This window comes from Phenylobacterium sp., from assembly GCF_041919955.1.
In the GTDB taxonomy this organism is placed as follows: Bacteria; Pseudomonadota; Alphaproteobacteria; order Caulobacterales; family Caulobacteraceae; genus Phenylobacterium.
Genome location: NZ_JAYRSU010000027.1, coordinates 1 through 20607, shown reverse-complemented (window position 1 = coordinate 20607; position 20607 = coordinate 1). Strand labels below are relative to the sequence as shown.

The window sequence follows — 20607 nt, the reverse complement described above, 5'->3', positions numbered from 1 at the left end:
CTCAGCCCCGCGGGAAGAAGAGGCCGTCATAGGCAGGACGGCCGGCGGCGTCGAAGAGGAAGACCGCGGCGGCGGCGGTGGGAAAAGCCGCATGCGCGCGGGCGATCAGGGTCGAGGGGGCCGAGCCTTCCGCCAGCAGCCGGATCGCCAGCTCCTGCAAGCCAGGATTGTGGCCGACCACCATTACGGTGCGCGAGGTCTCGCCCGCCGATTCGGCCAGGTCGCGGATCACCCGCTCCTCGGCCAGATAGAGCGAGCGTTCGAACCGCGCCGCGCAATCGGGAAACGCGGCGCTCGCCGCGGCCCAGGTCTCACGCGTGCGCACCGCAGAGGACACCAGGGCGACATCCGGCGTCAGGCCCAGATCGGCCAGATTCGCCGCCATGGCGCCGGCTTCGCGCACGCCGCGGTCCGTCAGTTTGCGGTCGAAGTCCTCGCCGCTCGCGGAATCCCGTTCCGCCTTGCCGTGCCGCAAAAGAATAAGCCGGTCCATCGACGCTCCGCCGCGCTCCTCATGTCACTCGCCGCGCCCCCAAGCGCCAGACCCTCATAGCGGGCCAGACGCCATCCGCGAAGCTGTTGACAGAGATTGAGCTTGGCGGTCCAAGCGAAAGCATGACCGCATTCGCGCGCGAGGCCGCCGAAACGGGCGGCGGCGTCCATCGCTTCCCCGCCGACCAGCCGCTGCGTCTGGACTCCGGCGCGCTGCTCGCGCCCCTGGAGATTGCGTACAAGACCTATGGCGTGCTGAACGCCGACCGGTCGAACGCTGTCCTGGTCTGTCACGCCCTTACGGGCGACCAGCATGCGGCGTCGATACATCCGGTGACCGGCAAGCCGGGATGGTGGAACCGGGTCATCGGACCAGGCCTGCCGCTCGATCCGGCGCGGCACTTCATCATCTGCACCAACGTCATCGGCGGCTGCATGGGCTCGACGGGCCCGGCGGCGCTCGATCCGGCGACGGGCGCGCCTTACGCCCTCTCCTTCCCGGTGATCACCATCGCCGACATGGTGCGGGCCCAGGCCATGCTGGTCGAGGCCCTGGGGATCGAGACCCTGTTCGCCGTGGTCGGCGGCTCCATGGGCGGGATGCAGGTGCTGCAATGGGCGGCCGACTATCCGCAGAAGCTGTTCTCCGCGATCTGCATCGCCGCGGCCGCCCGCCACTCGGCCCAGAACATCGCCTTCCACGAGGTGGGCCGTCAGGCGATCATGGCCGACCCCGACTGGCGCGGCGGCGACTACGAGCGCCAGGGCGTGCGGCCGGAAAAGGGGCTGGCCGTGGCGCGGATGGCCGCCCATATCACCTATCTCTCCGAGCAGGCCCTGCAGCGGAAGTTCGGCCGCGAGTTGCAGCGGGACGGCCTGTCCTGGGGCTTCGACGCCGACTTCCAGGTCGAGAGCTACCTGCGCCACCAGGGCGCCAGCTTCGTCGACCGCTTCGACGCCAATTCCTACCTCTACATCACCCGCGCCCTCGACTATTTCGACCTCGCCGCCCGGCATGACGGGGTGCTGGCCGCAGCGTTCCAGCAGGCGCGGCACGTCCGGTTCTGCGTGCTGTCGTTCTCGTCCGACTGGCTCTACTCCACGGCAGAAAGTCGTGACATCGTCCGCGCGCTCAACGCTGCAGGCTGTCGCGCCAGCTTCGCCGAGATCGAGACCGACAAGGGCCACGACGCCTTCTTCCTCGACGAACCGGCGCTCGATTCGGCCCTGCGCGGCTTCCTGGCGGCGGGCGCGGAGAAGCGGGGCATCGCCCATGCGTGACGACTTCGCGGAGATCCTGCGCCTGGTGCGGCCACGGGCCCGCGTGCTCGACGTCGGTTGCGGCGAGGGCGAGCTGCTGGAGTTGCTGACCGAGCAGAAGCAGATCGACGGCCAGGGGCTGGAGCTGTCGGGCGCGGGCGTCGCCGCCTGCCTGGCGCGCGGCTTGGCCGTGGTCCAGGGCGACGCCGACCGCGACCTCGATCATTTCCCCGGCAAGGCGTTCGACTACGCGATCCTGTCCAAGACCTTGCAGCAGGTGCGCGACCCGCGGCACGTGCTGAGCGAACTGTTGCGGATCGCCGACCGGGCGGTGGTGTCCCTGCCGAACTTCGGCCACTGGCGGGTGCGCTGGGCGCTGCTGACCACCGGGCGCATGCCCGAGACCAAGGCGCTGCCCGAACCCTGGTGGTCGACGCCGAACATCCATTTGTGCACGCTGCGCGACTTCATCGCGCTATGCGCCGATCTCGAGCTGCGGATCGAGGCCTGCGCCTCGCTCATCCCCGGCAAGCCGGCGCGTCAGATCGACCCAACGCGGCCGATCGAGAACTGGCGGTCCGAGAACGCCCTGTTCCTCCTGAGCCGAAAGGCGGAGCCGGCGCCTCCAAGCACGCCGGCTCCGCCCCCGGGCAGCCTCTTCGAATAGCGGCAGGTGGTGGGGGGACTTACCACCCGGGGGAAAGCGCCGCTTTAGGAGAGCCATTTGGGCTGCGGGCGTCCTGCCGCAGCCATCAGGCTGAGGAGCGCCAGGCTCCCCTCGAAGAGGCAGAAGCCGGCCACGAAAATGACCGGCGTCTCCACCAACGCCTTCGGCTCGACGACGACCAGGCCGGCGCCGAGACAAAGGCATAGAGCCGCTCCGCCCAGGGCCGCCCACGAGCGCCAAAGCGGCGGTCGTCCGTAGGTACGGCGGGCCAGGCTGACCAACACCGCGCCTATCGTCAGAAGGGCCCCAGCCAGAAGCGTCATCACACCAAACTCCATCAGAACACGAAGCGGACCACCACCCGGCCGTCATAGGCCTCGTAGTCGTCGCGGATTTCCCCGCCGCCCTCGACGGCGAAGTCGAAGTATTCGCCCTGGCCCCGCAGGGCGAGGCGCAGCACCGGCCCGCCGCCCGACAGGTCCGGCGCGGCCATGCTGAAGGCAGGACCTCCGGCGACGAAGCGGGCGGTCGTGACGTCCACTCCGTCGCCGGCTGCCTGACGCCATCCGGCGGTCAGCTCGGGAACCCAGACAAAGGCGCTCTCCTCGCCGAAGCGGGCTCCAACGGTGACACCTGCGAAGGCGCTGAGCTGATTGCTCGAACGCTTGTCGATCGAAAGATCCATGGCCGCGCCGCCGCCCGACTCGGTGCGACCGTCTTCCCTGAGCAGGAAGTAGTCGGCCGACGCCTGGGGCTTGGCGAAGAAGCGGCCGAACTGGGCAAGATAGGAAAGGCCGGCATGGGCGGCGAAGGTCACACCGCTCCAATCGGACTTGGCGGACTTGTTCAGCCCCGCCTCGGGATCCGAGAGCGTGCGGGTGCTCTTGAGCGAGGCGTAGCCGCCGTTCAGGCCGAGATTGGCCGTCAGGCCGCCGGCCGTATCGCGCCAGTAGACCCCGGCCGAGAACACCTGGCCGCCCAGCGACTCGGCGGCCGAGGAGAAGGCGTCGTCGACATTGACGTTCACGAAACTGGTCGACAGGCCCAACGTGCCGATCCCGTCGAACGGCGCCTCGACCCCGCCCGCAATGCCGAAGCCGTCGGCGTCGTAATTGGTCGTGCGATCGACGTCGCGCTTGACCAGGAACGCGATCTCCTGGGTCCAGACCCGCAGGCCCTCGCCCGAGAGCTGACCGTCAGTCTCGTCGATCGCCCGGTTCGTGGCGCTCGAAGCCGCCGACAGCGTGTGGAACAGGCTGCCGGTGAAGTCAGGCAGGAACTGGTCGTACAGTTTGGCGAAGCCGGCCTGGTCGGTCTTCCCCAGCAGGGCGTCGCGGACCGTGGCGTCGCGGTCGAAATTGGCGAACACGGCGTCGTAGGCGGCGGTCTCGGCCGCGTTCAGCCCGGCTTCCGAGGCGGTCCGCCGGCGCACGTCGGCCAGCACCGAGTTGTTGGCGCCGTCCACGCGCAGCTCGGCCTTGTAGAGCCAGGGCGTGGAGCCCAGCAGGCTCTGGTCCAGCGTGCCCGCCGTCAGGCTTCCCGCCTTGATCAGGGTGAAGGTCGTCGGCGCGTTCAGCTTCGAGGTGAAGCGCAGGCCGAGCTTCGATCCGGTGGCCAGGTTGGCCGCGCCCGCCACGTTGAGCTGGGTAGACTTGCCGGCCGTCGGATCGGCGGTCAGCACCATCTCGCCGGTCGCGCCGAGGGTCAGCGAGCTCAGGTTGATGACGTCGGCGTTGGTCGCCGTCAGCCGGCCCTTGGCGATGTTGACGGTCAGGCCGCCGCCCGCGTCGGTCAGGGCCCCGGTCATCTTGGCGCCGCCGTCGATCGTCAGGGTGTCGGCCCCCGACCCGAAGGCCACTGCGCCGTTGAGCACGCCGGCCAGCAGTTCCAGCCGCGCCGGGCCGGAGCCGAACAGGACATCGCCGGTGATGGTCGGAGTGATGGTCGAGGCGCTGTTGGGGCCCTGGCGCACGGTCACGCCCGAGGTGTTGGCCCGCAGGTCCATAGCCACAGCCTTGCCGGCGACCGCCTGGGTCGCGTCGGCGGGGGTGATGGTCGCGGAGATCTTGTTGACGTTCTCGATGAGGCTGAGAGAGCCTGCAGCGTCGAGGATCGCCGTCGCCGAGCCCTTGGTCCCGGTGATCGCCGCGGAGATCTCGCCCGAATTGCCCAACGTGCCGACGGACGCCCCGGCGTCGATCTGGATCGCCCGCACGTCGACCGCATCGGTTGCGGCGGCCGTCGCCTTGATCGCCCCGCCATCGACCTTGATCGTCGGGGTCGACGCGCCCGCGCCGAACTTCATGGCCGTGGCCGAGCCCTTGGCCGCGGTCGCCGCGACCGTACCGCCGACGCGGACGCCGCCGTCGATCGTCACCCTGCCGCCCAATCCGCCGAACTGGACCGCCGTCGCGTTGATCCCGTCATAGATCCCCGCCGCCTGGACCGTGCCCTTGATGTTGGCGCCGTAGGCGTTGACCCCGGTCCCGCCGACGCCGAGCCGCACGTCGCGGCTGTCCGAGCCGACCAGGATCGCCGGAGCCGACCCGAAGGACGACACCGAGCCGGTGGTCTCCTGGGCGTCGGGAACGCCGTCCTTGTCCTCGTCTGGATCGTTCTTGTCGAGGTCCGGCGGCGGAGCGTCCACCAGCAGTCCGCCATAGACGTCGCCGCGCACGCGCACCGCAGGGCCGCCGATCAGCAGGTCGTCGGCGTCGAGCTTGGCCACCGCCGCGTCGGACGGGCGGGTGGTGTAGCGGAAGCCGGTGGCGGTCACCGTGTTGCCGATGACCAGCTTGCCGCCGACATTGTCGTCCGTCGCGACGCCGACGCTGCCCTGGCCCACGGTCGCGACCGACGACAGGATCGCCACGTCGCCGCCGACCGTGCCGGCCGTATGGACGCCGTACGAGCGGTCGCCGACAACCGAGATCGTGCCGGCGGTTCGAACCGAACCGTCGATACCGGTCTCGACCGAAATCGCAGCCGAATCGTTGCCCTCGACCACGATGGAGCCGGCCGACTGCACGACCGAGCCGTGAAAGGCGCCTGGGCCGGCGACCCGGATGCCGAAGCGGCGCGATCCGGTCGCGAACGGACCGTCGTTGTCGCCATCGCCGTCGGCGTCCTTGATCTCGGTGCTCTCGTCGATCGTGATCGAGCCGGCGTTCTTGATCTCGCCGGTCATGCCGCCCAGGGCCAGGATGCCGGTCGCGTCGTTCGCGTTCTGGATCGCGATCGCGCCTTCGTTGGTCACGCTGTTGTTGCTGTTCAGCGTCACCGCCACGCCGCCGGTCGGCTTCACCGAGCCCGCCGACGTGATCTTGATGTCGTCGCGCGCGCCGTTGGCGGCGGTCGCGGTGGCCACCGGATTGGTGACGGCGGTCGAGATGGCGGTTTCGGCCTGCGCCGCGCCCGCCATCAGACAGATGGGCGATGCGGCGGCAAGCAGGACATGGCGAAGGCGCATGATCACTCCAGACGGGCCTCACGACGTGGCGGCTGCCACAGACCCATGATATGAAGACGACGAGGCGTTACACGTCTCGTATGAATACGTTTCGTAAATACTGTACATTTGCCGGTCAAGTGCGCAATGATGGGTCCGCGGCCAGTTTCGCCGCGCGAGCCGAAGGAGTTGAGACATGCCAAGAGCCGCGGTTGATCCTGCGCGCGCGGCGGCGACCAAGAGTCTGCGCCAGGAAGCCGGACGCTGGCTGAAGGCCGGCCGCGAAGCTGCGGGCCTGACCCAGGCCGAACTGGCCGAGAAGGTCGGCTTGCGCTATTACACCTTCGTCTCGCAGGTGGAGAGCGGCCTCGGCCGGGTTCCGATCGAGACGCAAGGCGCCTGGGCGCAGGCGATCGGCCTCGATCCTGCCGAATTTGCGCGTACCTTGCTTCGCTACTACGAGCCTGAGTTGTACAGGCTGCTGTTCGGGGACGCCGCCGAGGACGCGCCTAAGGCGCGGCTGGCCGGCAGGGGCTGAGGACCACAGTCGCAATGTCGAACGTCATCGCGTTTGAGCCGCGGCCGAACGCCGGGGGAGGATGGACCGCCGCCGAGCGCGCGCGGCTGTCCGAACTCGCCGACCGCCTGGGCGCGGACGGGGCGAAGGTCGAGGTCGTGTACGGCATGACCGACGAGGGCGACCCCTGGTGCGTGATCAAGGACGACCAGGAGGAAGTCCTGATCCACGTCGCCCGCATCAACGGCCAGTTCGTGATCCACGACGCCTCGGCCGACGCGATCCAGGAGGGCGAGACCCTCTGGTCGGCGTGCGATCGCCTGCTGGGCGGCGACTGGCGTGAACATCGCGACGATGTGGTGGTCTCGCTCAGCGCCCGCCAGGTGCAGACCTTCATCGCCCTCGTGGTCGCCGCGAGCTTCATCTACGACGTCAACGACGCCGACGCGGCGGTCGAGCCGCCGCATGCGACCCCGATGGCGGGCGGCGAGATGGTGGTGGCGGTGGCGGCGGTCGCCGCCTCGACCAGCGAGGATCAGCGTTCGGACATCGCCGCCCCCGAGGCGCGCGCCGAGGAGCGCAACACGGCCGTGACTGCGGCCGACCATTCCGAGCCCGTGAGCGCGCCTGAGACCGCGCCGGAGGAAAAGGCCGTCGAGATCCGGTCCGAGACCGAGACGCCGACACAGGAAGCGCCGGCCGCTTCGGTCGCCCCGGAAGTCGAGCGCGCGGTCGCTCATGGCGTCCAGCAGAACGAAACCCTGCACGGCGGCGATGGCGACGACACCATCCACGGCGGTGCGGGGAACGACAGCATTCAAGGCGGCGGCGGCGCCGATCATCTCTATGGCGGAGCGGGCGACGACACCCTGGATGGCGGGACCGCCCCCCAGGGCGCCTTCGACGTGCTGGACGGCGGCGACGGGAACGACCAGCTGATGCTGTCGGGTTCGACCATCGCCATTGGCGGCAAGGGCGCGGACACCTTCGTGATCAAGGGATCGCCGGCGCCCGACGGCCTGCTCGGCGTGGTCATGGATTTCTCCATGGCCGACGGCGACAAGGTGATCTTCCGCAACAAGGAGGTCGTCGTCACGTCCCGCACCGACGAGGCGAACATCTTCGGCGGAACGCACGGCTACAACGAAAACTCCACCCTGACGGCGACGCCCACGCCGGGCGAGCGGGTCGGCGTCGACCTCGACGGAGACGGCAAGGAGGACGGCTACCTGCTGTTCGGCGGCCAGGGCTACGGCCGGGCCACGCCCGAGCACACCGCTCATGCGGCTTCGGACGTCGATCCGGCGGTCATCGACACCAACCTCGCCCACGCCGGGGCGAGCGGGGAATTCCTGCTGTCCTAGCCGGCGATGGCCGCGGCGTCGCGGTCGCCGGTGCGGATGCGCAGCGCCTGTTCGAGGTCGAGCACGAACACCTTGCCGTCGCCGATCTTTCCGGTGTTGGCGGTGCGCGTCACCGCCTCGATCACCGCTTCGGCGATGTCGGACGGCACGGCGATTTCCAGCTTCACCTTGGGCAGCAGCTTCACCTCGTACTCGGCGCCGCGATAGACCTCGGTCTTGCCGCGCTGGCGGCCGTAGCCGCGCACTTCGGTGACGGTCAGGCCCGAAGCGCCCGCTTCCGTCACGGCTTCCAGCACCGCGTCCAGCCGGCTTGGCTTGATCACCGCGACGATCATCTTCATGGCGCTACTCCCAAGACTCGCCACGAACCTAGGGCCTGACGGCGCCGCCTCCAAGGGTCTGCCTAGCCATGACGTCGCGGCGCCCGCGAAACAGGCGCCCGGCTGGCCGGCAATGGCGACAGGGCCGGACGCGCCACGACCGCGCGCGCGCGCGCCGGACGCGCCTTGATCGCGAAGCTCTCCTTCACCGCCTCGGTCAGCACCAGTCCGGCGAAACCCGGCCACAGGCGCGAGCCGGCCTGCTCGAAACCCTCGGCCCAGCCGGCCAGCCAGCTTACCGGCGGCACGTAGAGCGCGCGGGTCCAGCCGGTCGGCTCCAGCTCGGCCTCGCGCAGCAGGTCGGCCAGCTGGCTGCGCGTGTAGGGTCGGCCATGGCCGAAAGGCGTCTTTTCCGCATTGGCCCACAGGCCGTTGCGCGCGGCGGTGACCACGACCACCCGGCCGGTCGGCGAAAGCACGCGCCAGACCTCGCGCAGCAGCGCCACCGGATCGGGACTCTCCTCGAGGGCGTGGACGGCCAGGATCCGGTCGAAGAAGGCGTTCTGGAACGGCAGGGCGTCCTCCTCGGCCAGGCATGCGAGGTTGCGGCCCTCGAGCGGCCACAGCTCGACCCCCTGCTGGGCGGGCATGGCGGCCACCACACGCCGCGCCGCCGGCGCGATCGCGCTGAGGACCGGGGTGGCGTAGCCCAGGCCGAGGACGTCGAGGTCGCGGGCGTCGCCCCAGGTCTCGAGCACCTTTCGCGACACCATCTCGCGCGCCGCACGGCCCAGCGGGGTGGCGTAGAACTGGCGGAGTTCGAGGACGTCGCGGCGCATAACAGGCTTATTCTCGACTTGCGGCGTCGGCGACCCTAAATCGCCTTGAGCGCCAGGAGATAGCCATGTCGATCACCGTCCACCAGTTTCCTTGCCTTTCCGACAACTACGGCTTCCTGGTGCGCGACGACGCCACCGGCCTCGCCGCCTGCATCGACACGCCCGACGCCAAGGTGATCCTGGCCGAGCTGGACAAGCTGGGCTGGAAGCTCGACCTGATACTTAACACCCATTGGCATCCCGACCATGCCGGCGGCAACGCCGACATCGCCGCCGCCACCGGCGCGACCGTGGTCGGCCCGCAGGAGGTCGAGCGGATCGGCCAGGCCCCCGATCGCGTGGTCGCCGGCGGTGACGTCGTGATGCTGGGCCAGACCCGCTTCGAGGTGATCGAGAGCGGCGGCCACACCCTGGGTCACGTCGCCTATTTCGACGCCGCCGACCGCGCCGCCTTCGTCGGCGACACCTTGTTCGCGCTGGGCTGCGGGCGACTGTTCGAAGGCACGCCCCAGCAGATGTGGGCCAGCCTCCAGCGCCTGGCGGACCTTCCCGACGACACCCAGGTCTACTGCGCCCACGAATACACCGCCTCCAACGCGCGCTTCGCCCTGTCGGTGGACGACGACACGGCGCTGAAGGCTCGGGCCGAGGCGATCTTCGCGGCGCGCGAACGCGGCGAGTGGACGGTGCCGACCACCATCGGCCTGGAGAAGGCGACCAACCCCTTCCTGCGCGCGCCGCAGCTGGCCGGACGGCTTGGCCTGTCCGCCCCCGCCGATCATGAGGCCTTCGCCGCGGTCCGCGCCGCCAAGGACAGCTTCAAGGGCTAGGGCCCGCGGACTGCAGTCGTGAGTAGGGGACGTCCTTGACCACCATAACCACCGTCCTCTTCCTGCTGCTCGCGGTCGTTCTGAGCGGCACGCTGGCCAAGGCGATCCGCCTGCCGCTGCCGCTCGTGCAGATCGGACTAGGGGCGATCATCGCCCTATCGGTCGTCCCGACGGTCGACCTCAAGCCGTCGATCTTCTTCCTGCTGTTCCTGCCGCCGCTGCTGTTCCTCGACGGCTGGCGCATTCCCAAGGACGACCTCTTCCGCGACCGCGCCATCGTGCTGGAGCTGGCCCTGGGCCTGGTGGTGTTCACCGTGGTCGGTGTTGGGCTGCTGATTCACTGGCTGATCCCGGCCATGCCGTTGGCGGTCGCCTTCGCGCTGGCGGCCGTGCTCTCGCCGACCGACCCGATCGCGGTCTCGGCCATCGCCTCGCGCGCGCCGATCCCCAAGCGGATGATGCACATCCTGGAGGGGGAATCGCTGCTGAATGACGCTTCGGGCCTCGTCTGCATGCGCTTCGCTGTGGCGGCCGCCGTGACCGGCGCCTTTTCGCTGAAGGACGCGGTCGGCGCGTTCCTGTGGGTGGCGATCGGCGGCGTCGCCATCGGGGTCGGCGTCACCTGGACGATCAACCGGGCCAAGACCCTGATCAGCCGCAGGTTCGGCGAGGACGTCAGCGCCCAGATCCTGATCAGCGTGCTGATCCCGTTCGGCGCCTACCTGCTGGCCGAAGAGCTGCACTGCTCGGGCATCCTCGCCGCCGTCGCCGCCGGCGTCACCATGAGCTTCACCGAGCAGACCGGCCAGGCCATGGCCCTGACCCGGGTGCGTCGGTCCGCCGTCTGGGACACCATCCAGTTCGTCCTCAACGGGGTGATCTTCGTCCTGCTGGGCGAGCAGATGCCCAGCATCCTGGCCAGGGCCGCCGAGAACGTGCGCCTGACCGGCCACGAGGAGCCCTGGTGGCTGATCGTCTACGTCCTGGCCATCAGCGCCGCCCTCGCCTTCCTGCGCTTCCTCTGGGTGCTGGCCTCGCTGCGCCTGACCCTGTTCCGCGCCGGCCGCAAGGGCCAGACCCCGCCGCCGATGAGCTGGCCGCTGGTGGCGGCCATGTCGTTCGCCGGCGTGCGCGGCGCCATCACCCTGGCCGGGGTGCTGACCTTTCCCTTCGTGCTGGCCGACGGCAGCGCCTTCCCGGCCCGCAACCTCGCCATCTTCCTGGCCGCGGGGGTGATCATCGTTTCGCTGGTCGTCGCCAGCATCGCCCTGCCGCGCCTGCTGAAAGGGCTGGAACTGCCGCCCGAACCGTCGAAGCAGAACGCCGTCGACAAGGCCCGTGTCGCCGCCGCCCACGCCGCCATCCAGGCCATCGAGCAGACCCAGCACGATCTGGCCGAGGGCCGCTCCGACGCCGACCTCTACACCGAGGCCTCGGCCCGGGTGATGGAGCTCTATCGGCTGCGCATCGACCGCCGCGAGCAGGGGCCCGAGGCCCAGGCCCTGGGGCAGAAGCTCGACCAGATCGAGCGCCGCCTGCGCCTCGCCGGCCTGCGCGCCGAACGCGACGCGGTCTTCCGCCTGGCCCGCACGCGCCAGCTCGACGACGAGTCTGCCCGCAAGCTGATCCGCGAGATCGACCTGATGGAAGCGCGCTACGCGGGCTAGTCCAGCACCACCACCGAATCCGACAGCTCGTTCGGATTGTCGCCCTCGCGCGGCGGGAAGTGCTCGGCCAGGATCGCACCGCACAGGCTGATGGCGTCCTCGAAGCCCTCGGCCGCGCGCTCGGCGCGGACCCCGTCGACCAGGCGGGCCATGGCGCCTTCCCAGGCGGCGTTCTGCACCTTGGCCGCGATCCCCTCGTCGGCGATCAGCTCGGCCATGTGCTCCTTGGCCGAGACGTAGATCAGCACCCCGGTCCGATCGCGCGTCGCCTGCAGGTTCTTGGCCAGGAACTGCTCCTGCGCACGGCGGCGCACCCGCTCGCGCTTCAGGCCGCGCGGGGTCATGAACCGGCGGATCGGCGGAATCGCCACGACGATCGCCACCACCGCGAACAGCAGGCACTGCAGCAGGATCGCCCCGCTCAGCGCCGCTCGCGCCGCGCCCTCGGCCGCCGTGGTCATCTGGGCTGCGGTCCAGCCGCCGCCGAAGTCGTCCGGCGCGGTGACGTGGATTCCCGCCGCCAGCAACACCGCGGGCGCGCCGAGCGCAGCGATCGCGCCCCAGGCCAGCGGCACCTCGCGGTAGTCGGACGACTCGCCGGCCACCACGCAATAGATCTCGCCGGTCGTGCCGGCCTCGGCCGCCTTTATGGCGGCCTCGATGCGCGCCCTGTCCGATTGCGTCAGCATCTCACCAGCTCCCCGAGGCCCCGCCGCCGCCGCCGGAGCCCCCGCCCCCGCTGAACCCGCCGCCGCCGAAGCCGCCCCCTCCGAAGCCGCCGCCCCCGCCGCCGCTCCAGCCGCCTCCGCCGCGGCTGCTGCTGTTCAGGATCAGCGGCAGCAGCCACCAGAGGCCCCCGCGCCGCCGGCGGCCGAAACCGCCCAGCACGCCGCTGAGCAGCCAGAATACGATGAAGATGACCAGGATCGTGGCGGGGCCGATCTCGCCGCCGCTGCTGCGCGCCTTCTGGGTCTGGGTCGCGGCGGCCGCCTTGGCCTCGTCGTCGGGCAGGGAGAGCTGCTTGATGATCGCGCGCGTCCCGTCGACCACCCCCTGCTCCATGTCGCCCTGCTTGAAGGCCGGAATGATCGCCCGGTTGATGATCAGGCTGGAAAGCGCGTCGGTCAGCACCGGCTCCAGGCCGTAGCCGACCTCGATTCGCACCTTCCGCTCGCTGGGCGCCACGATCAGGACGACGCCGTCGTCGCGGTCCTTGTCGCCGATCCCCCAGGTGCGCAGCAGCTGGTAGCCGTAATCCTCGATCTCGTAGCCCTGCAGGTCGGGCAGGGTCGCCACCACCAATTGGCGTCCGGTCTGGGTCTCCAGCGTCGCCAGTTCCTGCGTCAGCTCGGCCTCGGTCTGCGGCGACAGGATATTGGCGTCGTCGACCACCCGGCCGGTCAGGGGCGGGAATTTCGGTGCGGCCATGGCCACGCCGAAACTGCAGAGAAGGATCAGGACCGCGAGGACGCCCCGCGGTCCTGCGCGCTTGATCATTGGGCGTTGGCCGCCTTCGGCGCCGGCGCTGCGGCCGGGGCCATCGATACCGACGGCGCGGCCGGCGCCCCGAAGTTCACGCTGGGGGCGCTCTGGGCGGCGGCGCTGGCCTGGAAGGTCTGCATCGGCTTGGCCCAGCGGTGCACGGTCCCGGCCCACAGGGCGCCTGGGAAGGTGCGGATCTCGGTGTTGTAGTCCTGGACGGCGGCGTTGTAGTCGCGCCGGGCGATGGAGATGCGGTTCTCGGTCCCCTCGAGCTGGCTTTGCAAGGCCATGAAGTTCTCGTTCGACTTCAGTTCGGGGTAGCGCTCCTGGATTACCATCAGCCGGCCGAGCACGCCCGACAACTGGTCCTGGGCGGCGGCGTACTTCTCGAACGCGGCCGGGTCGGTGATGGTCGAGGCGTCGACCTTGACCTGGGTCGCCGAGGCCCGCGCCTGGGTGACCTCGGTCAGCACCTGCCGCTCCTGGGCCGCATAGCCCTTCACCGTCTCGACCAGGTTCGGAATCAGGTCCGAACGGCGCTGGTACTGGTTCTGCACCTCGGCCCAGGCGGCCTTGGCCTTCTCGTCCTTGGTCGGGATCGTGTTGATCCCGCAGCCGGCGATCAGCATGGGCGCCAGCACGATCAGGGCCGCGCGCGCGAAACGATTGCGAAGAGTGGTGGTCACGTCAGGGTGCTCCCGAAGGCCGCCAGTCCGAGCCTGGCCGTCGCCATCATTGGCCTGAGGCGTGGCCCCGCGCAATCTCCGCGCGATTACGGATCTCGGTCTGCTCCCGCTGCGGCTTCAGTCCGAACAGCGGCCGCAGGATCGCGACGCGGCGGACGATCTCGTAGGTGAGGAAGCACGTCGCGAAGGTCCCGGCGACCAGGATCGCGGCCTCCAGTCCCTGTGGCAGGCCCAGCCGGGCCAGGTGATGCCCCGCCACGACGATGAAGGTCTGGTGGATGATGTAGAAGGGGAAGACGCCGAGGGTCAGGTAGGTCAGGACCGGCCCGCCTCGCGTCAGATGCCTGGCCCCGAAGCCGAGGATGGCGACGATGGCGCACCATTGGTCCGCCGCATAGACGACCGGGCCGAGGAGCCCGCCGCCCGGCGCCCGGCCGCCCAGCACATAGGCGAGGTAACTGGCGACAGCGATGGCCAGAGCCGGCCAGCGCAGGCGGATCAGGTCCGCCTTCACCGCCGCCGACTTGGCGGTCAGGAACCCCAGCAGGAAGGCGCTCAGCGACAGGGCGTGATTGTACCAGTCGTCGATGAGGGCGTGGGTGATCGGGAAGGCCGGCAGCAGCAGGATGCGGATCGCCGCCAGGACGGCGAAGGGCAGAAGCAGAAGCCGCCAGCCGGACAGCGCCCTCTCCACGCCGCGCTCCATCATTCCCAGCCGCCCCCGCAGGAGCGGCAGCAGCGCGGCCAGCAGCAGGGTGTAGACGAAGAGATAGGCGACGAACCACATGTGGTTGTAGGTCGGCGTGATCAGCGGCGCGCCATCGACCCGCCAGTGGCCCGAGGCGGTGACGTACTTCAGATAGAAGTCGGCGACCGACCCTGAATAGCCGAGCTTCTCGACGATCTCGTAGTAGGTCTGCGGCGGAACGATCACCAGCACCGCGAAGACCAGCGGCGGCAGCAGCCGCGCGGTGCGCGCCCTGGCCAGCGCCCCGGCGCTCGCCTTGTCGGCCATGAACCGCGTCGCGGCCCCCGAGACGAAGAACAGCAGGGTCAGCCGCCAGGGATTGGTGATCAGCATCAGCGGCTCCAGCGCCGCCACCGGATGCGGCGACTTCACGTGGAAGTCCCACGGCACGTAGAACATGCCGACGTGATAAAGGATCAGCAGGAAGAAGGCGCCGACGCGGATCCAGTCGAGGTCGGGGCGACGGTCGGAAGCGGGAGAGGCTGACACGGTGACGGTCCTCGTTGCGAGCGATGCGCGGACTTGGCCAGAAGCCTCGAAGCGGTGAAAAGTCCGCGGGTCCGCGCGGCGCCGCCGCTGGGACGAGCGGGGGAGCGACTGTGACGAGCGGCGACGCAAAAGGGACGAACGGCGTCTTCTGGCGCGCGGCCCCGCTCTACGCCGCCGGCATCGTCGCGCTGAACACGGTGAATGCGTTCACCGCCTTCCAGGACCGCCCGCTCGAGCCCCGCATCGTCCCGATCGTCGAAGAGGCGACGAGCGCCATATGCGCCATCGCCCTGATGTGGATCGGCTGGGTCGCCTTCCGGATCGCTCCGCCGGGCAGCCGTCCGCACTGGCGCATGCTGGCTGTCCAGGGGCTGGGTCTGCTGATCTTCTCAGCCGCGCATATCACCAGCTTCTACCTGTTGCGGGGGCTCGTCTTCGGCCTTCTGCACGTCCCCTTCGACTTCGACCTCGCGTGCCGCTTCGTCTACGAACTGCGCAAGGACGCGCTGGGCTACTGCATCGGCGCGGCGGGGTTCTGGGCGCTGGCCAAGGCGTATGCGCCGCAATCGAGCGCCCAGGCTGCGACGCCGGCGGTGACTTTCGACATCCGGGACGGGGCGCGCGTCATCCGCGTCCCCGTCGCCGAAATCCTCGCCGCCCGCTCGGCCGGCAACTATGTCGAGTTCGTGCTGGCCGACGGCCGCAAGCCGCTGATGCGCTCGGCGCTCTCGGCTCTGGAGGCGGATCTGGCTGCGCTCGGCTTCGTGCGCACGCATCGCTCCTGGCTGGTCAACGCCGCCCGCGTCACCGAACTGCGGCCGCAGAAGTCGGGCGACTACGCCGTCATGCTCGGCGAGGTCGAGGCGCCGCTCTCGCGTCGCTTCCCCCAGGCCCTGGCGCGGCTGCGCGGCGGGTAGCTGTCGTTGTGTCGGGCCGACGCCGCCCCGCGTGTCATCCCGGTTTGCGAAGCAAGACCGGGACCCATTGTCGCCTGATCGTAGGGAATGAGGCGCGGCGGAGCCACGTCCTGCCCCAACCGGTGTTCATGGGTCCCGTTGCCCACGCTCATCCGCCCTTGGCCCAGACCCTTGCGGCCTCCAGGTCCTTGATGTCGAAGGTGCGCAGCTCCACCGACAGGAAAGCGGCGAAGAACCGCGCCATCGGCCCGATCCAGCCGTTGTCGGTGACGACCGCGCAGCGGCCGAAGGCGTCCAGGCGCGAGAAGCTGTAGTTCAGGTCGCGCCACCACAGGCTGGGCTCCATGCCGCCGAAGCTGCGCACGATCTCGACCGCATTGATCTTCTTGTGGGTCTTCAGCAGCGTCTCGATGGCCTGGACGGCGGCCTCGTATCCCGCCCTGTCGACCATGCCGTCCACGGTCAGTTCGATATATCCGGCGTCTGCGTCGGTCTTGATGTCCAGCATGGCGACCTCCCTGGCTTACGAGACGTTGCGCTCGCGACCACGTGAACGCCTTGACCGCGATCAAGGCTGCCTTCTCCAGAACAATCCTGTATATGCCGGATTTATGGACCTGCCTCAGGACATGGCCGGACAGTGTTTCGGACACCGCAGCCGCAAGGCCGCGCGCGCCGTCACCCGGGCCTTCAACCAGCGCCTGAAGCCGTTCGGCCTCAACATCAACCAGTACGTCCTGCTCGGCGTCATCGCCCGCGGCGAGCACCGCTCGGTCGCGGCCATGGCCGAGGAGGTCGGGGTCGAGCCCTCGGCCCTGCTGCGCAATCTGCGCCTTCTGGAAGACCGCGGTCTGATCGCCGGCGAAGGGGGCCGCGGCCGCGCCGGGCGGCGGTTGGCGGTGACGGAAGCCGGCGTGGCCCTGATCTGGGAGTCCGTACCGGCCTGGCGGCAGAGCCAGACCGACCTTGCGGCGCTGCTGGACGGCCGCGCCGACGAAACCCGCGAGGCCCTCGTGCGCTTGGAGCGTGCGGCCCTCGCTCTGGAAAAAGCTGAAAGGTGAGTTCCATGCGTAGAATCGTCGTCACCGGCCAGGGCGTGGTCAGCCCGCTCGGAGCCGGAACCGAAGCGGCCTGGGCGCGGCTGATCGCGGGCCGCTCGGGCCTGCGCCGCCTGCCGCCCGACCTCGCCCCCGACGTCCCGGCTCAGGTCGCCGGGACCGTCCAGTCCAAGGAGGACGACCCCGAGGCCGGCTTCGACCTCGACGCCGTCGTCTCGGGCAAGGATCAGAAGAAGATGGACCGCTTCATCCAGTTCGCCCTGGCGGCGGCGGACGAAGCCATCGCTCAGTCGGGCTGGGCGCCGCAGAGCGAGGCGGAAAAGCACCGCACCGCTACGGTGATCGCCACCGGCATCGGCGGTTTCCCGGCCATCGCCGAGGCGGTGCGCATCACCGACGAGAAGGGCGTGCGGCGGCTCTCACCCTTCACCGTGCCGTCGTTCCTGGCCAACCTGGCCGCGGGCTGGGTCTCGATCCGCCATGGCTATAAAGGTCCGATCGGCGCGCCCGTGACCGCCTGCGCCGCCGGCGTCCAGGCTATTGGCGACGCCGCACGCATGATCCGGGCCGGCGAGGCCGACATCGCCGTCGCCGGCGGGGCGGAGGCGACCATCGACCGCGTCAGCCTGGGCGGCTTCGCCGCCGCCCGCGCGCTGGGTGCGGCCTTCAACGACCAGCCCGAAAAGGCCTCGCGGCCGTTCGACGCCGCGCGCGACGGCTTCGTCATGGGCGAGGGCGCGGGGATCATGGTGATCGAAGCCCTCGACCATGCCCTGGCCCGGGGCGCAAAGCCGATCGCCGAACTGGTCGGCTACGGCACCAGCGCCGACGCCTATCACCTGACCGCCGGGCCCGAGGACGGCGACGGCGCGGCCCGCGCCATGCGCGCGGCCCTGGCCCAGGCGGGACTGGAGCCTTCGGCCATCGGCCACCTCAACGCCCACGCCACCTCGACCCCGGTGGGCGACAAGGGCGAACTGGCGGCCATCAAGTCGGTGTTCCACGGTCACTCGCCGGCGATCAGTTCGACCAAGTCGGCGACCGGGCACCTGTTGGGCGCGGCCGGCGGACTGGAGGCGATCTTCACGGTCCTGGCGCTGCGCGACCAGGTGATCCCGCCGACCCTCAACCTGGAAAACCCCGATGAGGACGCCGCGGGCCTGGATCTCGTCGCCCTGGCCGCGCGCAAGGCCAGCTTCGACTACGCCCTCTCCAACGGCTTCGGCTTCGGCGGGGTGAACGCCAGCGTGGTGTTCAAGCGCTGGGAAGGCTGAGAAGAAGAGGGCCGGAACCTGCCGGTCCGGCCCTCCTGTCGTCCTACTTCTTGGCGGCGATGACGCTGGTCTCGAACTTCAGCGCCGGCCCGGCAAGACCCTCGACCACGATCAGCGTCTCCGCCGGCGGCTTGCCCTTCAGCGACGGGGCCAGCTTCGCGGCGGTCTCGTTGAACCGCGCCCGCACCTTCTCGGGGTCCGCGCCCTTCACGACATAGAGCTTGGCCTTGACCACGTCGCCGATCGAAAGGCCCGCGGCCTTCAGCGAAGCGTCGATCTTCTTCACCGCCACGTCGACCTGTTCGTAGACGTCGGGGGACACGCTGCCCTTCTTCTCGAAGTCCACGCCCTCCATGCCGGCCACGAAGACGAGCTTGCCGGTGTCGACGGTCTTGGCGATGTCCATCGGCATCTCGGTGAACGGCACGCGCTTGTAGTCGGCCGGATTTCCCTTCACCGCCACGGCGTCCATTTCCAGCAGAAAGCCGGGCACCGCCATGCCGTCGACCACCACCAGGGTGCCGACGCTGGGATGTTGGGCCAGGCCCGGCGCGTACTTGCGCGCTTCCTCGTGGAACTTGGTGATGACCGTCATCGGGTCCGTGCCCTTGGTCACATAGAGGTTGTGCGAGACCATGTTGCCGACGTCGAGGCCATGCTTCTTCAGCGCGGTCTGCAGCTTGGCGACGATGACCGGGATCTGCTCCTCGATGGTCGGGACCAGCTTGCCGTTCTCGAAGTCCATCGCCTCGAGGCCCGAGGTGAAGATCAGGGTGTCGTCGTCGATGGTCTCGACGATCTCCTTGGGGCCGAAGGTGAAGGGCTTGCGGCCGAAGGGCTTGGGCCCGCCCGCGGTCAGGTCCACGGCGACCAGGGTGTTCGGGTCGGCGAAAGCCGGCACCCGCACGATGGTGCCAACGCTCGGCTGGTCCTTCAGGCTGGGCGCCAGGGCGGTGGCCGTGGCGTGGAAGCGACCCAGCACCTCCAACGGCGAGGCGCCTCCGTCCTTCAGGTAGATGGTGTGCTGGAGCATCGCGCCGATCCCCGACAGCCCCTTGGCCTTTAGTGTTGCATCCATCTTTTTGACGATCTCGTCGACCTGGGCCTGGATGTCGCCCTGGGTGCCATAGGCCGCCGAGGGGAAGGCGTAGTTGTCGACGACGACCAGCTTGGAGACGCCCTTGGCGCCCTCGCCGGCCTTGTAGGGGACGCGGGCGATGTCCGCGGCCTGCGCAGACGCCGAACCCATGAGCAGCATGGCGGCGAGCGCGCCGGAGGCGATCAGGCGGTGTTTCATTGTCATCTCCCCATCTTATCTGTCCGGGTTCGCCGGATCGCGCCGTTCAAGCTCGGCCGCGGCGTCCTGACGCTCCCCCATCGCCGTCGCCTCCCCACGAGCCGACTTGACGATCATAGTTTTATATCAAACTTTTTTAGATGGGTTGCAACCGCCATTCGCGGGACCGGCCCGAAAGCGGCGCCACGCTCGGATAGGTCAATTCCGCGCCTCCTGTCGTCAAGTGAGCCCACATGGGCGCGCCTAGGCTGACAGATGCGGACAGGCCCGGCGAGGGCGCGTCGCGCGCAACATGAACGAGAGGCCTGACAATGCCCGCCCCAGCCCCCGCCAGCGCCGCGCCCGGCGCCTCCGAAGCCTCCTTCGCCACTGTCGCCAGCGCCGTCGTCATCGGCTCGCTCGCTCCGCTCATGCTGGGGGTCGCCCCCGTCGTGGTCGGGGCCCTGGTCGAGCGGCTTGGCTTCACCCCCGCCCAGGCCGGGCTGGTCATCTCGGCCCACCTTGGCGGCATCGGCGTGGCCGGCGTGCCCATGACCTTCCTGGTCAGGAAGCCGATCTGGCGAAAGCTGCTGCTCGCCGCCCTGCCCGTGCTGGTCGGGCTCTTCGCCCTGGCCGCCTTCGTCAAGGATCCCGGCTTGCTGGCCCTGAGCCTGTTCGGGGCGGGACTGGCCGGCGGCGTAGCGGTCTCGATCACCCTGCCGATCATGTCCCGCAGCAAGAGCCCGACCACCGCCTTCGCCTGGTGGGTGGTGCTGCAGCTGGCGGTCGGGTCGGCCGGCGTCGCCTTGATGCCGACTCTGCTGGCCTCGGTGGGCATCGGCGGCCTCTTCCTGGCGCTCGCCGGGATCATGGCCCTGATGGGTCCGTTGCTGGTCTTCGTGCCGGCCGGCCCCGATCCGTCGGAAGCCGTCGCCGGGGCCCCCGCCGCGGCGATCAGTCCGATCGGAATCGTCGGCCTGGCCGGCCTCTTTCTCTTCTATGTCGCCGTCGGCGCGTCCTGGGCCTATTTCGAGCGGATCGGCGACGCCGCCGGCATAGCCGCCGGCCCGATCGCCCGCACCCTCTCCATCGCCACCCTCTGCGGCGTGGTCGGCGCGCTGCTGGCCGCCTTCACCCCGCCAAAGCTGGGCCAGCTCGGCCCGCTGTGGTCTGCGCCCCAGGAAGTGATCCATCCCTTATGTTGGTCCGAGGACCATTTGGATGGAACGAGAGATGGCAAGGAAGCGTCACAAGCCGGAAGAGATCGTCGCGA

General features: G+C 69.6%; 21 protein-coding genes. 10 read left to right on the top strand and 11 right to left on the bottom strand.

Annotated elements, in window-relative coordinates:
* Position 1: 1 nt before the first annotated feature.
* Positions 2-493 (bottom strand): histidine phosphatase family protein, encoded by a 492-nt coding sequence (locus ACE3T2_RS18500; protein ID WP_374660067.1) that lies wholly within the window; start codon positions 491-493, stop codon positions 2-4.
* Between the two features lie 122 nt (positions 494-615).
* Here ACE3T2_RS18500 and ACE3T2_RS18495 point away from each other — a divergent pair, with 122 nt between their 5' ends.
* Positions 616-1773: a homoserine O-acetyltransferase gene (locus ACE3T2_RS18495; protein WP_374660065.1), complete on the top strand. Its 1158-nt coding sequence runs from the start codon at positions 616-618 to the stop codon at positions 1771-1773.
* Positions 1766-2419, top strand: coding sequence for a methionine biosynthesis protein MetW (gene metW, locus ACE3T2_RS18490; protein WP_374660063.1), 654 nt, complete (start codon positions 1766-1768; stop codon positions 2417-2419). Before ACE3T2_RS18495 ends, metW begins: the two co-directional genes overlap by 8 nt.
* A 44-nt stretch (positions 2420-2463) precedes the next feature.
* Here the strand turns inward: metW and ACE3T2_RS18485 are convergent, their stop codons facing one another.
* Together ACE3T2_RS18485 and ACE3T2_RS18480 are read right to left on the bottom strand one after the other, a co-directional pair.
* On the bottom strand, positions 2464-2742 hold the full coding sequence (locus ACE3T2_RS18485; protein WP_374660061.1) for a hypothetical protein: 279 nt from the start codon (positions 2740-2742) through the stop codon (positions 2464-2466).
* A gap of 14 nt (positions 2743-2756) precedes the next feature.
* A complete protein-coding gene (locus ACE3T2_RS18480) occupies positions 2757-5888 on the bottom strand; it encodes an autotransporter domain-containing protein (protein WP_374660059.1) in 3132 nt (1043 codons plus the stop codon).
* 175 nt (positions 5889-6063) lie between these two features.
* Between ACE3T2_RS18480 and ACE3T2_RS18475 the strand changes: the two genes are divergently transcribed.
* Positions 6064-6405, top strand: a complete 342-nt coding sequence (locus ACE3T2_RS18475) for a helix-turn-helix domain-containing protein (protein WP_374660057.1) — start codon at positions 6064-6066, stop codon at positions 6403-6405.
* A 14-nt stretch (positions 6406-6419) separates the two neighbouring features.
* Positions 6420-7748, top strand: coding sequence for a hypothetical protein (locus ACE3T2_RS18470; RefSeq protein ID WP_374660055.1), 1329 nt, complete (start codon positions 6420-6422; stop codon positions 7746-7748).
* On the opposite strand, the gene ACE3T2_RS18465 is transcribed toward ACE3T2_RS18470, so the two are convergent.
* Complete coding sequence (locus ACE3T2_RS18465; protein WP_374660053.1) at positions 7745-8089, bottom strand: P-II family nitrogen regulator; 345 nt, start codon at positions 8087-8089, stop codon at positions 7745-7747. The two genes, ACE3T2_RS18470 and ACE3T2_RS18465, sit on opposite strands and share 4 nt — an antisense overlap.
* Before the next feature lie 62 nt (positions 8090-8151).
* Positions 8152-8907: a class I SAM-dependent methyltransferase gene (locus ACE3T2_RS18460; protein WP_374660051.1), complete on the bottom strand. Its 756-nt coding sequence runs from the start codon at positions 8905-8907 to the stop codon at positions 8152-8154.
* A gap of 65 nt (positions 8908-8972) precedes the next feature.
* Here ACE3T2_RS18460 and gloB point away from each other — a divergent pair, with 65 nt between their 5' ends.
* Both gloB and ACE3T2_RS18450 read left to right on the top strand, forming a co-directional pair.
* Positions 8973-9737, top strand: a complete 765-nt coding sequence (gene gloB / locus ACE3T2_RS18455; protein ID WP_374660049.1) for a hydroxyacylglutathione hydrolase — start codon at positions 8973-8975, stop codon at positions 9735-9737.
* A gap of 35 nt (positions 9738-9772) precedes the next feature.
* Positions 9773-11404: a Na+/H+ antiporter gene (locus tag ACE3T2_RS18450; RefSeq protein ID WP_374660047.1), complete on the top strand. Its 1632-nt coding sequence runs from the start codon at positions 9773-9775 to the stop codon at positions 11402-11404.
* Here ACE3T2_RS18450 and ACE3T2_RS18445 read toward each other — a convergent pair.
* From ACE3T2_RS18445 to ACE3T2_RS18430, 4 genes are all read right to left on the bottom strand, one after another.
* A complete protein-coding gene (locus ACE3T2_RS18445) occupies positions 11401-12093 on the bottom strand; it encodes a TPM domain-containing protein (RefSeq protein WP_374660045.1) in 693 nt (230 codons plus the stop codon). The genes ACE3T2_RS18450 and ACE3T2_RS18445 overlap by 4 nt on opposite strands.
* Before the next feature lies 1 nt (position 12094).
* Positions 12095-12901 (bottom strand): YgcG family protein, encoded by an 807-nt coding sequence (locus ACE3T2_RS18440; RefSeq protein WP_374660043.1) that lies wholly within the window; start codon positions 12899-12901, stop codon positions 12095-12097.
* Positions 12898-13515 (bottom strand): LemA family protein, encoded by a 618-nt coding sequence (locus tag ACE3T2_RS18435; RefSeq protein WP_374660106.1) that lies wholly within the window; start codon positions 13513-13515, stop codon positions 12898-12900. The genes ACE3T2_RS18440 and ACE3T2_RS18435 overlap by 4 nt, the downstream gene beginning before the upstream one ends.
* A gap of 103 nt (positions 13516-13618) precedes the next feature.
* Positions 13619-14809 carry an acyltransferase family protein gene (locus ACE3T2_RS18430; protein WP_374660041.1) on the bottom strand — a complete coding sequence of 397 codons (1191 nt, stop codon included), beginning with the start codon at positions 14807-14809 and terminating at the stop codon, positions 13619-13621.
* Between the two features lie 110 nt (positions 14810-14919).
* Here ACE3T2_RS18430 and ACE3T2_RS18425 point away from each other — a divergent pair, with 110 nt between their 5' ends.
* A complete protein-coding gene (locus tag ACE3T2_RS18425) occupies positions 14920-15726 on the top strand; it encodes a LytTR family DNA-binding domain-containing protein (RefSeq protein WP_374660039.1) in 807 nt (268 codons plus the stop codon).
* Positions 15727-15874: 148 nt separating this feature from the next.
* Here the strand turns inward: ACE3T2_RS18425 and ACE3T2_RS18420 are convergent, their stop codons facing one another.
* Positions 15875-16234 carry an STAS/SEC14 domain-containing protein gene (locus ACE3T2_RS18420; protein WP_374660037.1) on the bottom strand — a complete coding sequence of 120 codons (360 nt, stop codon included), beginning with the start codon at positions 16232-16234 and terminating at the stop codon, positions 15875-15877.
* 121 nt (positions 16235-16355) lie between these two features.
* Between ACE3T2_RS18420 and ACE3T2_RS18415 the strand changes: the two genes are divergently transcribed.
* Together ACE3T2_RS18415 and fabF are read left to right on the top strand one after the other, a co-directional pair.
* Positions 16356-16787: a MarR family winged helix-turn-helix transcriptional regulator gene (locus ACE3T2_RS18415; RefSeq protein ID WP_374660035.1), complete on the top strand. Its 432-nt coding sequence runs from the start codon at positions 16356-16358 to the stop codon at positions 16785-16787.
* Positions 16788-16792: 5 nt separating this feature from the next.
* Positions 16793-18058 (top strand): beta-ketoacyl-ACP synthase II, encoded by a 1266-nt coding sequence (fabF, locus tag ACE3T2_RS18410; protein WP_374660033.1) that lies wholly within the window; start codon positions 16793-16795, stop codon positions 18056-18058.
* Positions 18059-18101: 43 nt separating this feature from the next.
* Here fabF and ACE3T2_RS18405 read toward each other — a convergent pair whose 3' ends face one another.
* Positions 18102-19355, bottom strand: a complete 1254-nt coding sequence (locus ACE3T2_RS18405; protein ID WP_374660030.1) for a Rid family hydrolase — start codon at positions 19353-19355, stop codon at positions 18102-18104.
* 311 nt (positions 19356-19666) lie between these two features.
* Here ACE3T2_RS18405 and ACE3T2_RS18400 point away from each other — a divergent pair.
* A partial coding sequence (locus tag ACE3T2_RS18400; RefSeq protein WP_374660028.1) for a hypothetical protein occupies positions 19667-20607 on the top strand: 941 nt, incomplete at its 3' end.